The organism is Segniliparus rugosus ATCC BAA-974 (genome assembly GCF_000185725.2).
Taxonomy (GTDB): domain Bacteria; phylum Actinomycetota; class Actinomycetes; order Mycobacteriales; family Mycobacteriaceae; genus Segniliparus; species Segniliparus rugosus.
The window spans coordinates 1,479,674-1,493,771 of the sequence record NZ_KI391953.1; the positions used below are offsets into that span (position 1 = coordinate 1,479,674).

General features: G+C 67.1%; 12 protein-coding genes and 1 tRNA gene. 9 read left to right on the forward strand and 4 right to left on the reverse strand.

The genetic code is table 11. The features are described from left to right. Window positions 1–8: 8 nt before the first annotated feature. The 4 genes from HMPREF9336_RS07320 to HMPREF9336_RS07335 are packed head-to-tail and all read left to right on the forward strand — an operon-like array spanning window position 9 to window position 3,881. The gene (locus HMPREF9336_RS07320) at window positions 9–887 is read left to right on the forward strand and encodes an SGNH/GDSL hydrolase family protein (protein ID WP_007470485.1); all 879 of its coding nucleotides are present in this window, start codon (window positions 9–11) and stop codon (window positions 885–887) included. A 20-nt stretch (window positions 888–907) separates the two neighbouring features. Next, window positions 908–2,188 carry an extracellular solute-binding protein gene (locus HMPREF9336_RS07325; protein ID WP_007470487.1) on the forward strand — a complete coding sequence of 427 codons (1,281 nt, stop codon included), beginning with the start codon at window positions 908–910 and terminating at the stop codon, window positions 2,186–2,188. Further along, the gene (locus HMPREF9336_RS07330; protein ID WP_007470489.1) at window positions 2,185–3,048 is read left to right on the forward strand and encodes a carbohydrate ABC transporter permease; all 864 of its coding nucleotides are present in this window, start codon (window positions 2,185–2,187) and stop codon (window positions 3,046–3,048) included. The genes HMPREF9336_RS07325 and HMPREF9336_RS07330 overlap by 4 nt, the downstream gene beginning before the upstream one ends. Beyond that, the gene (locus tag HMPREF9336_RS07335) at window positions 3,045–3,881 is read left to right on the forward strand and encodes a carbohydrate ABC transporter permease (RefSeq protein ID WP_021030289.1); all 837 of its coding nucleotides are present in this window, start codon (window positions 3,045–3,047) and stop codon (window positions 3,879–3,881) included. Before HMPREF9336_RS07330 ends, HMPREF9336_RS07335 begins: the two co-directional genes overlap by 4 nt. A 123-nt stretch (window positions 3,882–4,004) precedes the next feature. Here the strand turns inward: HMPREF9336_RS07335 and HMPREF9336_RS07340 are convergent. Next, a tRNA-Gly gene (locus HMPREF9336_RS07340) sits at window positions 4,005–4,078 on the reverse strand. 521 nt (window positions 4,079–4,599) lie between these two features. Between HMPREF9336_RS07340 and HMPREF9336_RS07345 the strand changes: the two genes are divergently transcribed. The 3 genes from HMPREF9336_RS07345 to HMPREF9336_RS07350 are packed head-to-tail and all read left to right on the forward strand — an operon-like array spanning window position 4,600 to window position 6,319. Then, the gene (locus HMPREF9336_RS07345; protein ID WP_007470495.1) at window positions 4,600–5,112 is read left to right on the forward strand and encodes a hypothetical protein; all 513 of its coding nucleotides are present in this window, start codon (window positions 4,600–4,602) and stop codon (window positions 5,110–5,112) included. Window positions 5,113–5,115: 3 nt separating this feature from the next. Beyond that, window positions 5,116–5,325: a GMC oxidoreductase gene (locus tag HMPREF9336_RS17860; protein WP_007470497.1), complete on the forward strand. Its 210-nt coding sequence runs from the start codon at window positions 5,116–5,118 to the stop codon at window positions 5,323–5,325. Beyond that, window positions 5,315–6,319: an amidohydrolase family protein gene (locus HMPREF9336_RS07350; RefSeq protein WP_007470499.1), complete on the forward strand. Its 1,005-nt coding sequence runs from the start codon at window positions 5,315–5,317 to the stop codon at window positions 6,317–6,319. The genes HMPREF9336_RS17860 and HMPREF9336_RS07350 overlap by 11 nt, the downstream gene beginning before the upstream one ends. A gap of 941 nt (window positions 6,320–7,260) precedes the next feature. Here the strand turns inward: HMPREF9336_RS07350 and HMPREF9336_RS07355 are convergent. The 3 genes from HMPREF9336_RS07355 to HMPREF9336_RS07365 all read right to left on the reverse strand — a co-directional run bounded on the left by HMPREF9336_RS07355 (window position 7,261) and on the right by HMPREF9336_RS07365 (window position 12,387). Beyond that, a complete protein-coding gene (locus HMPREF9336_RS07355) occupies window positions 7,261–10,074 on the reverse strand; it encodes an MMPL/RND family transporter (protein ID WP_007470500.1) in 2,814 nt (937 codons plus the stop codon). Next, window positions 10,071–10,484: an MmpS family transport accessory protein gene (locus HMPREF9336_RS07360; RefSeq protein WP_007470502.1), complete on the reverse strand. Its 414-nt coding sequence runs from the start codon at window positions 10,482–10,484 to the stop codon at window positions 10,071–10,073. The genes HMPREF9336_RS07355 and HMPREF9336_RS07360 overlap by 4 nt, the downstream gene beginning before the upstream one ends. 130 nt (window positions 10,485–10,614) lie before the next feature. Continuing rightward, window positions 10,615–12,387 carry a hypothetical protein gene (locus HMPREF9336_RS07365; protein ID WP_007470504.1) on the reverse strand — a complete coding sequence of 591 codons (1,773 nt, stop codon included), beginning with the start codon at window positions 12,385–12,387 and terminating at the stop codon, window positions 10,615–10,617. Between the two features lie 115 nt (window positions 12,388–12,502). On the opposite strand from HMPREF9336_RS07365, the gene HMPREF9336_RS07370 reads away from it, so the two are divergent. Both HMPREF9336_RS07370 and HMPREF9336_RS07375 read left to right on the forward strand, forming a co-directional pair. Beyond that, window positions 12,503–13,231 carry a queuosine precursor transporter gene (locus HMPREF9336_RS07370; protein WP_007470505.1) on the forward strand — a complete coding sequence of 243 codons (729 nt, stop codon included), beginning with the start codon at window positions 12,503–12,505 and terminating at the stop codon, window positions 13,229–13,231. A gap of 9 nt (window positions 13,232–13,240) precedes the next feature. After that, entirely contained in the window at window positions 13,241–14,026 is a 786-nt protein-coding gene (locus HMPREF9336_RS07375) for a crotonase/enoyl-CoA hydratase family protein (protein WP_007470506.1), read from the forward strand. Window positions 14,027–14,098 lie beyond the last annotated feature (72 nt).

Genomic DNA, 14,098 nt, shown 5'->3' on the forward strand with positions numbered 1-14,098 from the left:
GCTTGCCTATGCCTCGCTCATCGCGCAACGTCGCGCTCCTCGCTGCCCTGTCCCTTGCTTGTCTTCCCGCGCTGACCGCGCTCGCGGCCCCGGCGAGCGCGGCTCCTGGCGCGCAGTACCACAAGTACGTCGCGCTCGGGGATTCGTACGCGGCGGGCCCGGGGGTCGCCCCGGTGGACGAGGCCTCGGGAGGTTGCGCGCGTTCCTTGCGCAACTACCCGTCCCAGGTCGCCGAGGCGTTCGGCCTCGAGCGCGGGGACTCCTTCATCGACGTGAGCTGCAGCGGAACGAGCTCGTACGGGATCGCGGACGGCGAGTCCGGCCCGCTCGGGGACTCCCGCTCGGCGCAGCTGGACGCGGTCACGCCGGACACCGACCTCGTGACGATCACCGTCGGCGCGAACAACGACGGCCTCGCGCAGGCCGTGTTCTTCGAATGCAGCCTCGGCGGCGGCGGATGCGAGCAGAAGGTGGAGGCTAAGCCCCAGCTCGGCGACATGAGCGACTTCTACGGACGGCTCGAAGGCTCCGTCTCCGACGTGTTGCGCCAGGTCCACGAGATCGCCCCGAAGGCGACGGTGGCCGTCGTGAGCTACATCAGGGTCGGCACGGCGTGGTGCCCTGCCTGGGGTTCGTACAACGCCCAGGACTCCGTGTACATCGACAAGATCCAGGCGGGGCTGAACAACGCGCTGAAGAGCGCCGCAGCCGCGACCGGGTCGAAGTTCGTGGACGCGGCGGCGGCTTCCGCAGGCCACGGGGTGTGCGCGGACGACCCATGGGTCAAGGGCGGCGGCTCGCTGCTTGGCAGCGACATCGCGCTGCACCCGCTGGCCGCCGGGGAAGACGGCATGGCGAAAGCAGTGTTGGCGGCGCTTGGCCGGTGATCTCCGGATAGTCTGAAGCCATGACCCGAGCCGTCCGAGCCCTCTTCGCGGCAGTGCTCGTCGTCGGGCTCGCCGCCTCCTGCGCTCGGAGCCCCGGACAGCTCGTCCTGTGGTTCTACGCCTCCGGGAACGAGGGCGAGCAGTACACGCAGGCGGCGCAGGACTGCTCGACGGCGCAGTACCAAATCCGGACGCGACTGCTGCCGAGAGACGCTGACTCGCAGCGGCTGCAGCTCGCGCGCCGTCTCGCCGGGGACGACGCGAGCTTGGACCTCATGCTCCTGGACGTGGTCTGGACCGCGGAATTCGCGGAGGCGGGCTGGGCCGTGCCCCTGCCAGACCGGCTCGTGCCGGAGGTCCGGGACAAGAGCCTGCCAGGGCCCTACGCGACGGCGGTGTGGAAAGGGGCGCTCTACGCCTTCCCCGCGAACACCAACACGCAGCTGCTCTGGTACCGCAAGGACCTCGTCGGGGCCGCCCCGACGACGTGGGCCGGGGTGCTCGACCGGGCGCAGCAGCTGGCCGCGACCGGCGGCCCCGGCCAGATCGCCGTCCAGGCCGCGCCCTACGAGGGGCTCATGGTCTGGTTCAACACGCTCTTGGCGAGCGCGGGCGGAGCGATCCTCGCGGCGGACGGCAAGACTCCCACGCTCAAAGACACCCCCGAGCACCGGGCTGCGACCGTCAAAGCGCTCACCATCATCCGGGACGTGGCCCGAGCGCGGGGCGCGGACCCGTCCATCTCGCAGAGCGACGAGACAACGGCGCGCCTCGCCTTGGAGCAGGGGAGAGCGGCGTTCGAAGTGAACTGGCCGTACGTGCGCAACAGCGTGGTCGAGAACGCGAAAACGGGCGGGGTGGCGTTCTCGCCGGAAGCGCTCGGCGACAGCCCTTATCCGAGAGTGGACCCGGACAAGCCGGCGCGAGTGACGCTCGGCGGCTACAACTTGGCGGTGGCGAGCACATCGCGGCATCGAGACCTCGCGTTCCAAGCGGCCGATTGCATCACCGGGGAGCGCGCGCAGCGGCAAGTCGCAGTGGGCAACGGGGTCCCACCGACGATCCGGGCGGTGTTCGACGACCCGAGGTTCCAAGCCGCCTACCCGCTATGGCGCCAGGTCCTCGGGCAGTTGCAGGAGAATTCCGCCGCGATCCGTCCCGCCACCCCGGTGTACCAGACGCTTTCCAAACTCATGACGGCGAAGCTCAACCCGCCTGCGGACATCGACCCCGAGCGCACGGTGGACGTGCTGGACGAGCAGGTGCGCAAGGCAGTCGCGGGAGAGGGGCTGGTCCCATGACGAGCACTCGTCGCGGCTGGTTCCTGGTCGCGCCCGCGCTCGCCCTGATGCTGTTGGTCGGGGCGTACCCGGTGGCGCACGCGCTGTGGCTCTCGACCCAGCGCTACCGGTTCAGCCAGCCGGGGGACCGGGCTTTCGTCGGGCTCGCGAACTACCAAGCGGTGCTGGCGGACCAATACTGGTGGCACGCGCTGTGGGTGACCGCGCTCATCACCGTCGTCTCGGTCGCCCTCGAATTCGTGCTCGGCCTCGCCCTTGCCCTCCTCATGCACCGCACGCTGGTCGGGAAGTCGTTGGTGCGCACGCTCGTGCTCATCCCGTACGGTCTGGTCACGGTGGTGTCGGCGTACTCGTGGCTGTACGCGTGGACGCCGGGGACGGGGTATCTCGCGAACCTTCTGCCGCAGGGCAGCGCCCCGCTCACCCAGCAGGCCTCCGCCATCGCGGTGGTGATCCTCGCCGAGGTGTGGAAGACGAGTCCGTTCATGTCGTTGCTGCTCCTCACAGGGCTCGCCCAGGTGCCGCAAGACATGATGGACGCCGCCCAGATGGACGGCGCGGGGGCGGCCACGCGCCTGTTCCGGGTGATCCTGCCCGCGATGCGGCCCGCGATCATGGTGGCGTTGCTCTTCCGGACGGTGGACGCGTTCCGGGTGTTCGACAGCATCTATGTCATGACCAAAGGCGCGTCGGGCACCGGTTCGGTGTCGCTCCTCGGCTACGACAACCTGTTCCTCGCCTTCAACCTCGGCGTCGGCTCGGCGATCAGCGTGCTCGTCTTCGTCTGCGTCGCCCTCATCGTTGCCGTGTTCATGAAAGTGTTCGGAGCCGCCGCCCCCGGAATGGAGCGCGACGCATGAGCGGGGCAGAAGGGCGCGCTTCGGCCGCGAAATGGGCGGCGTTGGACCTGCTCGCGGTGGTGTACGCGCTGGTGCCGGTCGGATGGATCGTCAGCCTCTCGCTCAAACCGAGTTCCACCATCGGCGACGGCAGGTTCATCCCGAGCGATGTGACGCTGGAAAATTATCGCCAGGTGTTCAAGACGGGCGATTTCACGGCCGCGCTCGTGAATTCCATCGGCGTGGCGCTCATCGCGACAGCGCTCGCCGTGGCGGCAGGGGCGCTCGCCGCGTACGCCACGGCGCGCGTCGAGTTCCGGGGCAAGCGAGTGTTCGTCGGCGTGATGCTCGCCGTCATGATGTTCCCGCAGATCTCCCTCGCCACCCCGCTCTTCGACGTGGAGCGCCAGCTCGGGCTGTTCGACACCTGGATCGGCCTGATCTTGCCGTACGCCACGTTCGCGATGCCGCTGGCCGTCTACACGCTGGCGGCGTTCTTCCGCGAGATCCCACGGGATCTGGAGGACGCGGCGGCGATGGACGGAGCGAGCCCGATGACCACATTCCGGCGGGTGATCCTGCCGCTCGCCGCCCCCGGCGCGGTCGCGACAGCCATCCTCGTCTTCATTTTCGCCTGGAACGACCTGCTCTTCGCGTCGACGTTGACCGCGACGTCCCGTTCCGTCACCGCGCCGGTGGCGATGGCGAACTTCACCGGCAGCTCCGAATTCGAGGAGCCGACCGGCACCATCGCAGCGGCCGCGGTCATCATCACGATCCCCATCGTGATTTTCGTGGTGTTGTTCCAGCGCAGGATCGTCGCCGGGCTGACATCAGGAGCGGTGAAGGGCTAGTCGCGGAGACACCACGCGAAGCTGGTGTTTGGGGTTGTGCTCGTGGAGCCGATGTCGGGAGTCGAACCCGCTGTGGTGTCGGGCGGGGCCAGCTTGGGGAGCTGCTGTTTGGGGTTGTGCTCGTGGAGCCGATGACGGGAATCGAACCCGCGTGTTCAGCTTGGGAAGCTGACATTCTACCATTGAACTACATCGGCAGTGGACCTGCGGGAAATCCTGCGGGCATTGCAGAAACTAGTGTTTCCCAAGGTCAGGGGCACGGAGGCGGGCCTGTGAGGGTCTGTCTCGTGCTTGGGAAGCTAGTTTAGCAGACGGTTTCGGGGTTTTCTGCCAGAGGTTTCTGGTTTGGGCAGGCGGGTTCGGCGCGGCAGCAGTTGCCACTGGTTTGAGGCTGTCTTGACTGGTGGATCGGGGGAGCGTTGTCAGAGGCGCCAGGCGAGGGCGTTGCGGGCAATGCCGAGGAGCGGGCTGGTCGTTGCGATTCGAGTCCTGCGGGCTGGGCTTGCGTCCCAGGTGGTCCGCCGGGGTCGTCGGCAAGGATGACGTGCAGTTCTACAGCCCACGAATGTTGGGCGGGCGGACGAGCGGCATGGCGAGCGTCACATTATTTAGCGACCGGGGATGAAGTGGCAAAGGCAGAGGTTTTCTTCACGGCAGCACAGCTTGGCTGTTATGAACTTTCATGCCGGTCTCACGATGACTGGGAAGGCGAGACCTGATGGCACGGAGCGTTGTCGTGGTGGGCAGAGGTTCGGGTGGCATGGTCATGGCCGCTCGGCTGTCCGGGAACAAGGGCCGTTGGGCGACCTTGCTGGAGGCGGGGCCGGCGTACACGAACGCGGGCTTCCCCGCCGAGGCGAAGGAGGCCGCGAAGCTCGGCCCGTGCCGGGGGCACACGGCGGCCAAAGGCAAGCTCGACCACCATCGAGCCCCGTTCCGGGGGGAGATCCTCGGCTTGACACGGCCGGTCTCCCTCGGCTCGATGACGCTCCTCTCCTCGGGCTCGGAGCAACCGCCTGGGATCGACCTTGGCTTCCTCGGGGCCGAGCAGGACGTCGCGAGCCTGCTCGAAGGGATCCGCCGTTGGCGGATATCATCAGCGGCACCATCGGGACCGGACGCGACGGACGAGGAGCTCATTGAAGCGGCTAAGCGCATCCTTGGCACGTACCACCGGCATATACCACCGCCCGTGGCGACCGCCGCTATCGGCGCTCCGGGGTCTTGCTAGGGTGTGGTCGACGCGTATGGTTCGGCGCACGGGCTCGACAAGCTGCGCGTGGTGGACGCCTCGATCCTCCCAGGCACCTCATCGGCCGCCAGCAATCCGACCGTGATCGGGATCGCCGAGACCATTGCCCGCGAAACCTGCCCCGCAGAACACCCGAGCGCTGGCCGTCCAGGCGAGCGCGAGAATACGGAGATTGAAGGATATGTTTCATAAAGTCGTCCTCGAAGAGCACGTGTCCACCCCGAGGAACAACGAGCTCTGGGACAGCACGGGCGAGGCTGCCCGCAACGGCAAGGACTACATGGAGCAGGTCGACAAGGACTTGCTCGAGGTCGACCGCAGGGTCGCGAAGCTTAAGGCGCACGGGATCGGCTACTCGATCCTGTCGCTGACGTCGCCCGGCATCCAGGGCATTGCGGACCCTTCGCTGGCGACCGAAGTGGCAATCGAGACGAACGATTACGTGAAGAAGAACTATGTGGACAAGTACCCTCAGACGTTGGGCTTCTTCGCGGCCGTCGCGGTACAGGAGCCCCACAAGGCCGCAGCCGAACTCGAACGGGCCGTTGCAGAACTCGGCGCGCACGGCGCCATGATCAACGGCTACTACAACGTCTCGGGCCAGGACGCGGGGGTGTATCTCGACCATGAGGACGCGGAGCCGTTCTGGGCGAAAGCGTCCGAGCTGGATGTCCCTGTGTACTTGCACCCGCGCGAGGCGCGCCCGTCCGGCCAAGCGCTGTACGAGCCTTACGGCTCGCTGGTCGGCTCCGCATGGGGGTTTGCCCACGAGACCGCGACGCACGCGCTGCGCTTGATCCTGTCCGGCCTCTTCGACCGCTTCCCCAATATTCAGATCATCCTCGGCCACCAGGGGGAGGGGCTGCCCCAGATGATCCCCCGCGTGGCATCGCGTCTGCGCAAGCAGCGGCACGGCTCGGGTCTCGGGGCCAACCAGCTCCCCGTCGAACACTACTTCCACAACAATTTCTATGCCACGACGTCAGGCCACTTCCACACGAAGAGCCTGTACAACACGCTGGACGAGCTGGGAGTCGACCGCACCCTGTTCTCCATCGACTACCCGTACGAAGACATCGAAGAAGGCGTCGCCTGGTTCGACAACGCGCTGCTCGCGGAAAATGACCGGCTCAAGATCGGCCGGACCAACGCGGTCAGGCTTTTCGGCCTGCCAGAGGACGTCTGACACTGAACCGCGGCATGGACCTCATGTACCGCCCTGGGGGATACGCGTTGGCCAGCTGGAGGCAGGAAGAAGGCGCAATCGAGCCAGCTCGCGGCAGAAGGAAACAGGAGGCTTGTAATGATCGACGCACTTCACTGGGTTGACGGCGAGTGGGTGGATTCGGAGCAGCGCTCGGCCGCATGAACGGTCTCGTGGTGTTGGAAGATTTTATCGACTGCAAGGCCCACGACACCGCCCGCGAACTCGACCCCTCGCACGATCTTAATAAGGATCCGGGTTGTTCGATGTGAGCGGTGTTTGCGCGGTGCCCGAGGCCTGTGCTGTGCTCAGGGTCGTCGACACCGAGCCTGCCGCCGCGCTCAGGGGCGTGGAGGTCGTGGCGTGGAGGTCGTAGAGCTCGGGAGGCTGCCCGCTTGCGCGGCGGTCGCGCCGGGGCCGTTGTGGCGGCTCCGGTCGTGTTTGCGGCTGCGGCGCCCGCGTCGGCCCCTTTCGCGGCACTGCTCGAAGCGTTGTTAGAGCCGTTGCTGAGATCGAGCGTGCCGTTCAAGCCCGCCGTGTCCGAACTGCCCGCTTTGAGAGCACGAGAAACGAAAACCGATAAGAGGCGTAAGAAAACGAGAACCGCTGCTGTCGCTTCTTAAGCGCGCTTTTGAGCCGAGAAGCTTCTATAACAAGTGAGCTGAGAAACGTCTGTGGAATCACGGATTATGCCGTGCGGGGAATCTCGCAAGCCGCGCAGCCCCTGAAATAGGGTCAATTTCGGTGATATAAAACATTTTCTGTCTTGCATTGCGCCGTCAGGCGCGTTATAAGCGTATTGCTGGGGTCGGGCGAGGTTCGGCATGGGGCGGACGACGTTGGTGCGCGCTCCTCGACGGCGCTGTGGCCGGCAGTCGGGGGCGGCTCTTAATGCAGCGGTTTGACCGGATAACCAGCAGTCATCAGCTTTGCGGGGCAGCCCGGGCTCGCTCCGGCCGGTTGCGCACCGTGATCGGCCACCAGAACCATCTGCCGAGGAGCGCGGCGACCGAGGGGATGACGAACGAGCGGACGATCAAGGTGTCGAGGAAGAGCCCGATGCCGACTGTGGTCCCGATCTGCGCGATGTTGTGGGCGTATCCCGCGATCATCGCGAACATCGTGAAGCCGAACACGAGCCCTGCGGTGGTGACCACATCGCCGGTGCTCGCCATGGAACGGATGATCCCGGTGTTGATCCCGGCTTTCAGCTCCTCCTTGAATCGCGCGACGAGCAGCAGGTTGTAGTCCGCTCCCACCGCGACGAGAAAGACGAACGAAATCGGGGCCACCGACCAGTGCAACTGGTTGCCGACGATGTCTTGCCAGATGAAAACGGTCAGCCCCAGCGCGGAGAGGTACGACAGGGCGACGGTGCCGATCACCACGACCGCCGCGACCAGGCTGCGCAGCAGGATGAGGACGACGCAGAAGACGAAGGCGAAGGCGGCGACGATGCTGGTGATGAAGTCCTCGCGGGCGAACGCCTGGATGTTGAGCAGCGTGCCGCCCGCGCCGCCGACGCTCACCGTGCTGCCCGCGAGCGAGGTGCCTTTGATCGCGGTGAGCGCGGTCGGGATGATCTCCGCGCTCAAGTCCATGCTCTCCTGGCTGAAGCCCGGCATCTCTGCGGTGACGATCATGCGAGTGGCTTTGCCGTCCGGCGAGAAGAAGTACGGCATCGCATTCTTGAAGAGCGGATTCTCCAAGGCTTGGCTGGGCAAGAAGAAGGAATTGTTGGGGTCGCCAGCCGCGAAGCTCTTGCTGACCTCCTCGGTGAACTGGGTGATCTGCGAGACCTGCGGCAGCAGCGCCCCGAGCGCGCTTTGCAGCGGCGCGAGCAACGCCTTGGCCTGGGCCACGAAGCTCTTGAGCCCGCCCAACTGCGCGGAGAGCCGGGGGAGCGACTGCGCCGCCGAGTTCGAGCCGCGCACGAGACCCCCGACCAGGCCGTCGAACTGGTCGAGGTCGTCGAAGAGCGAGAAGCCGGTGAGCGCGGCTTGGCAATAGTCGTTGTTCTCGCAGTTCGGGAGCGAGCTCACGAACTGGCGGGCGGGTTCGGCGGTGTCGCGCAGCGAGTCCAGTTTCTCCACGACGCCCGAGAGCGCCGCCTGCAGCTGCTCGGCGCTGCCGAGAGCCTGGCCGATGCCTTGCTTGCCGGAGCTGAGCGCGCCTTCGAGCCCGTTGATCGTGGCCGACAGCTGGCCCACGCGGCTTGAGAGCGTGTTCAAATCGTCGACTCGGCGCTGGAGCAAATCGGTCATCTGCGTGAGCCGGTTGCCGACGTAGCCCGCCTGGCTGGTGAGCGTGCTTTGCTCCAGCGGGGCGGACAGCGGCCTTGTGATGCCCTGGACGGCGTTGACCCCGGGGAGCGCGACGATCGCGTTGGTCACTTTCGCGAGGGCGATCAGGTCCGAGGGGTTGCGCATGTCGTGGTCGGCCTCCACGACGAAGAGGTTGGGGATCAGGATGTTCGGCGGCAGATGGCGGTCGGCGGCGGCGATTCCCGTGTTCGCCGGGGAGTCGCTCGGCTGCGCTTTGCGCTCATCGTAGCTCACGGTGAACGTGGGCAGGATGAGGATCAGCACGGCGAGCGCCCCGAGGCTCGCGGCGAGGACCGGCGCAGGCCAGCGGACCACGGTGGTGCCGATCCGCCGCCATCGCCGGATCGCCTGTCGCTCGCGCGGTTCGAGGTAGCCGAGTTTGCTGCCGAGCGCCAAGAGGGCAGGTCCGAGCGTGAGCGCCGCCGCGAGGGTGACGATCACGGCGATGGTGCAGGGCAGCCCAGACGTGGAGAAGATGGCGAGCCGGGTGAACGTCATACAGGCGGTCGCGCCCGCGACGGTCAGCGCCGACGCGACGATGATGTGCTCGGTCCCGGCGAGCGCGGTGTAGTAGGCGCGCTCGGGGTCCTCGCCAGCCCGACGCGCCTCTTGGTACCTGCCGAGGAGGAAGATGCCGTAGTCCGTCCCCGCGCCCAGCACGATCACCGAGAGCAGGGAGGAGGCGAAGATCGAGATCCTGATGAGACCGTGGTCGCCGCAGAACGCGACCACCGCCCGCGCGGTCGCCAGGCTGAGCCCGACGGTGAGCAAGGGCACCATGATGGTGGTCGGGGAGCGGTACACCCAGATCAGGACTCCTCCGACGAGCAGGGTGCAGGCGGCGAGGAGGATGAGGATCGAGTCGTTGATCGACACGAGCTCGTCGTTCACCACGACGGAGGCTCCGGTGAGATAGACGCGGACCCCCGTCGGCGGCGGAGTGGCCGCAATGATGTCCCTAGCCGCCTGGGTGGACTCCATGGCCAGCGCCGTGCCCATGTTCCCGGCCAGGTTGACCAGGACGTACGCGGCTTTGCCGTCGTGGCTTTCGTTCGCGGGGGCGAAGTTCGGGTCAGACCAGAGGTCGAGCGCAGAGTTGACGTGTCTTTTGTCCGCGAGCAGTTTCGCAAGGAGCGTCGAGTAGTACTGATGCGCCTCCTCGTCGAGCGGCTGGTCCCCTTCGACGAGGAGGTAGCCGAAGTTGTTCGTGCCGGTGCCGCCGAAGTATTTGCCGAGCTTCATGAAGGCCTGCACGGAGGCGGCCTCGTCTGGCAGGAAGGATTGGGCGCGCTGCTGGATGACCGTCTCCAGCTGCGGGACGACGAGATTGAGCGCTCCTGCGAGCAGCAGCCAGAGCACGACGACCGGCGCGGCGAACTTGTGCAGCAGCCGCCCGAGCGGCGGCCGGCTCATGCGGCCACCACGTTGCAGGTCACCGCGGCCGAGGCTCCGCTCGCGGACTGTTCGTCGCGCTGCTGGCCGTTGACGAGGATGCGGCACGAGACCTGGCCCGCGCTGGACTGCGCGGTCACCCCGGTCGGCATGGTCAGCTGCTTGGTGCGCAGCGTGACGCGCCAGGGCAGTGTGGCGGACACGTGCTGGACGGCGTTGTGCTCGTCGAGGTACGACAGCGCCACGGCGGAGCCGACCGGCCCGGCGACCTCGTAGTCGACGACCTTCTCGCGGAGCTGGCCGAATTGGGGAGGCTTGGGCGAGTGGCCGATCGCCAAATCGGGGATCGGGCTCAAACGCAGATGCGCCACGAACACGCCGGTCGCGGCGAGGGTCGCGGCGGCGACGGCGTACACCCATGCGTTCTTCACACGTAGCTCCTCTGCTGGAGAACCAGGATCAGGTGAGCATTAGGCTATATGCCATAAGCATGGGAGAGTGTGGCGGCGGCTATGCGAATTGGCATAACGGGGAGGAAAGAGTGGCCTCGGTCACATGCATTTAGTCGTCGAGGACGGCAGTGGGGGCGCGATGGAACGGCGCGGGCAGGCCGACGAGGAACCACAGCCGGGCCACGTCGCGGTCCACGACCAAGTGCTCGGGGGTGCGCCACACCGGCAGGAGGACGCGGATCTGCGCTTCGAGGACCAGATCGACCGCGCGTTGGTAGAGCTGGTCGAGCAGCCACGGCACGTCCTCTTCGGCGTAGCGCTGCGACCAGGCCGGGTCCACGCGCACGTCGAGCGGCGCGCAGTCGCCGCCGACACTCACCGAGAGCAGGGCTTCGGGCCTGTCGACACAGGTGACCGCGATTTGCGAGGCCTCGCTGTACAGGTCGAGCCGGTCGCTCTCGGAGCCGGGCACGCGGACGCGGAGGCCGAATTTGTCGGCGAGCGCGTCGGACCGCTTCGGCAGCGGCTCGTATTCCTGACGCATGGGGGCGGCGCTGCACCAGCGCAGCTTCTCGAATTCCGGCGCGTGCACGGAGAAGTCGACCAGCCCCATCGCGAGCGTGCGGATGCCGACATCCGGGTTCGTCTGCCGGGCCAAGGCGGACAGGCGCAGCTGCAGGTCCTTGCAGATGCTCAAATACATGCTGGTCAGCATCCATTCGATTTCGCCAAGAGTGTGCCAGCGGAGCAAATCCGGATCCGCCGACCATGACACGACCCTGCCTTTGGCGTCGACGGTCAGCGACAGCCGGTCGTCGAGCGCGGTGCGCGTCTCGGTCTGTTTCGAGGCGAAATCGCCGAATGAATCCCTCGGCCAGCCGAACAGCTTCGCGCCGTGCGGCTGCCAGCGGCCAGCGGGCTGTGCGAGGAACTCGGGGAGCGCGTCGAAGGTGTGCCGGGATCCGAGCGCCCAGCCGGGGCCGATGAGCGAATCGGGGATCTGGTCCGCGTCCGAGCCCCAGTCCCGCTCGAGCGGGGCGTTGGTGGCCAGCCAAGTCGGATAGCTCTGCCAGAGCGGCGCGAAATGTTTGGCGAGCCAGGCCTGGGCTTCGCGCCTCGCGAGATGGAGGCAGTGCTGGAGCACGTCTTCGAGCTGCGCCTTGGTGTAGATGTTGGTGAGATCGCCACGGGTGTACCACGCGACTTGCCTGCCCGCCGCGTCCACGACCGCCTTCACGCGCTCGTCCTGAGAGCCGCTGAAGAACCACGATTGCGCCTTCGCGAGCAGGGCGGGGTAGCTGGGGTCGGGACAGTCGACTTCGAGGAGCAAGGCGGGGAACGGCTCTTCGTCCTCGTCATCGTTCGCCTGGGCGATGGGGGCCGGGGCGGTCCGGGGCGGGCGCGGCGCGCCGAAGGACAGCTCCACCCCGCCGGGGAAGTCGTGGTGGAGCGCGACGGCTCTGGGCTGGCGGCCCTGGCCCGACGGCTCCGGCAGCCGCGCGACCCCGAAGTGCTCGGCCACGGTCATGTCGCCCATCGCGGCCAGCGCAACGGACCACGTCCATCTGGCCTGCGCCATAATCTTGCCTATCTCGGCGAAGCGCAGCACCCAGGAGTCGGTGCGCGGGTCGGGGCCGATGTGGCGCACGTCGAGGATCTCGCCGAAACGGTTCACTTGGACGACGGAGAGCCCGTCGGAGGAGGTGGTCAGCGCGGTGGAGTGGAAGGAGAACCGGTCGGCGGTCTGCGGCAGCTGCGCCGTCCTGCGCGGGGCGGCAGGGGGAGCGCTCGGCGACGGCGCTTGGACGGGCGGCTCGGGAACGGGCGAGATCGCCTCGTCAGACCCCGCGACGTCGTGCGGCTGGTCCTCGCCAAGGCTCATTGAAAACTCCCGCTCCTCGTGTACATCGCGCCGTGCAGTTGACCCAGCCTACTTCTTCTCGGGGCGTGCCGCCACCGTCGTGCGTGGTTCCTGCGTTTCATGTTTCAATTGCCGGATGCCAGAGCCGGAACGTCGTGCGCAGGTCCGCTGGGCCGCGTTGCCGAGCGCGCCGTACGCGGTGCTCGCGCAGCTCTTCATGGCCGTCGAGATCATCTCGAACATCACCGCCAGCAAAGGCGTCGAGCTGTTCTCCGGGGTGTCGTTCGCCATCGGGCCGGTGCAGATCCTCCCCGTGGTGACGGACGGCGCGTTCTTCCTCTTCCCGCTCAGCTATGTGATCGGCGACGTGCTCAGCGAGGTGTACGGGTTCACAGCCACCCGCCGCGTCGTGTGGGCGGGATTCGCGGGGCTCATCCTCGCGGCGGTTTGCTTCCGCGCGGCGATCGGACTGCCCTCGGCTCCGTTTTACGACCGGGGCGGGGCGTTCGGCCAGGTGCTCGGCGCGACGCCGTGGCTGCTCGCGGCGGGGCTCGCAGGGTTCGTCTCCGGGGAGCTTGTGAACAGCTACGTCATGGTCGCCCTCAAACGCCGCTCGGGGGAGCGGCGGCTGTGGCTGCGGCTGTCGAGCTCGACTTTGGCGGGGGAGTTCGTGGACACCCTCGTGTTCTGCTCCATCGCGGCGGGCGCCATCGGCATTGCCACGTGGCGGGATTTCGTGAATTACACCGTGTTCGGCTTCCTGTGGAAGTCGGCGGTGGAGTTCTTGGTCATGCCGGTGACGTACCAGGTGATCAAGCTCGTCAAGCGCCTTGAGCCGACGTATGGCGGCAGAGTCGAGGCGTAGAGTCGCGGCATGCCTGTTTCCGTCGAACGCCGAGGCCCAGTCACGATCGTCACGCTCGACCGTCCACAGGCGCGCAACGCGATCGACGGCGAGCACGCCGAGGCGCTGACGGACGCGTTCTCGGCGTTCGAAACCGACGACGCGGCGAGCGTCGCGGTGCTCCACGGGGCTGGTGGGAATTTTTGCGCGGGCTTCGACCTCAAAGCCGTCGCGGAAGGCAGAGTCGAGCACATTGTGCCCGCGGGAGAGCCGGGCCTCTCGGGGCTCGGGCCGACTCGGCTGCTGCTCTCGAAGCCGGTGATCGCCTCGGTCGAGGGCTACGCGGTCGCGGGCGGGCTCGAGCTCGCGCTCTGGGCCGATCTGCGGGTTGCGGACCCCGGCGCGGTGTTCGGGGTGTTCTGCCGCCGTTGGGGCGTGCCGTTGATCGACGGCGGGACGATCCGGCTGCCTCGGCTGATCGGCCAGTCGCGCGCTCTGGACATGATCCTCACCGGCCGACCGGTGGGCGCGGCGGAGGCGCTGGGGATGGGCCTCGCGAACCGGGTGAGCGAGCCGGGCAAAGCTTTGGCCGAGGCCGTCGCGCTCGCCGAAGAGCTCGCCGGATTCCCGCAGCAGTGCATGCGCCACGACCGGCTCTCGACGTACGAGCAGGAGCACCTGCCCTTGGACGAAGCGCTCAAGAACGAGTGGCGGCACGGCCTGGTCTCGCTCAGCGCCGAATCCGTAGCCGGGGCGACGAAGTTCGCCGAGGGCAGAGGCAGGCACGGCGACTTCTCAGAACACGCCCGCCCCTAGTTTTTTGTGATGTAAGTCATACATCAATTTTCTGCTTGAAGGGGAAGGTCCGCGCCCCCTTGTGAAGCAGGG

What these genes read in the sequence shown, in the direction of transcription:
- HMPREF9336_RS07330 (WP_007470489.1), top strand. Translation starts at nt 2,185, where the DNA reads ATGACGAGCACTCGTCGCGGCTGGTTCCTGGTCGCGCCCGCGCTCGCC.
- HMPREF9336_RS07345 (WP_007470495.1), top strand. Translation starts at nt 4,600, where the DNA reads ATGGCACGGAGCGTTGTCGTGGTGGGCAGAGGTTCGGGTGGCATGGTC.
- HMPREF9336_RS07355 (WP_007470500.1), bottom strand. Translation starts at nt 10,074, where the DNA reads ATGAGCCGGCCGCCGCTCGGGCGGCTGCTGCACAAGTTCGCCGCGCCG.
- HMPREF9336_RS07350 (WP_007470499.1), top strand. Translation starts at nt 5,315, where the DNA reads ATGTTTCATAAAGTCGTCCTCGAAGAGCACGTGTCCACCCCGAGGAAC.
- HMPREF9336_RS07320 (WP_007470485.1), top strand. Translation starts at nt 9, where the DNA reads ATGCCTCGCTCATCGCGCAACGTCGCGCTCCTCGCTGCCCTGTCCCTT.
- HMPREF9336_RS07365 (WP_007470504.1), bottom strand. Translation starts at nt 12,387, where the DNA reads ATGAGCCTTGGCGAGGACCAGCCGCACGACGTCGCGGGGTCTGACGAG.
- HMPREF9336_RS07325 (WP_007470487.1), top strand. Translation starts at nt 908, where the DNA reads ATGACCCGAGCCGTCCGAGCCCTCTTCGCGGCAGTGCTCGTCGTCGGG.
- HMPREF9336_RS07370 (WP_007470505.1), top strand. Translation starts at nt 12,503, where the DNA reads ATGCCAGAGCCGGAACGTCGTGCGCAGGTCCGCTGGGCCGCGTTGCCG.
- HMPREF9336_RS07335 (WP_021030289.1), top strand. Translation starts at nt 3,045, where the DNA reads ATGAGCGGGGCAGAAGGGCGCGCTTCGGCCGCGAAATGGGCGGCGTTG.
- HMPREF9336_RS07375 (WP_007470506.1), top strand. Translation starts at nt 13,241, where the DNA reads ATGCCTGTTTCCGTCGAACGCCGAGGCCCAGTCACGATCGTCACGCTC.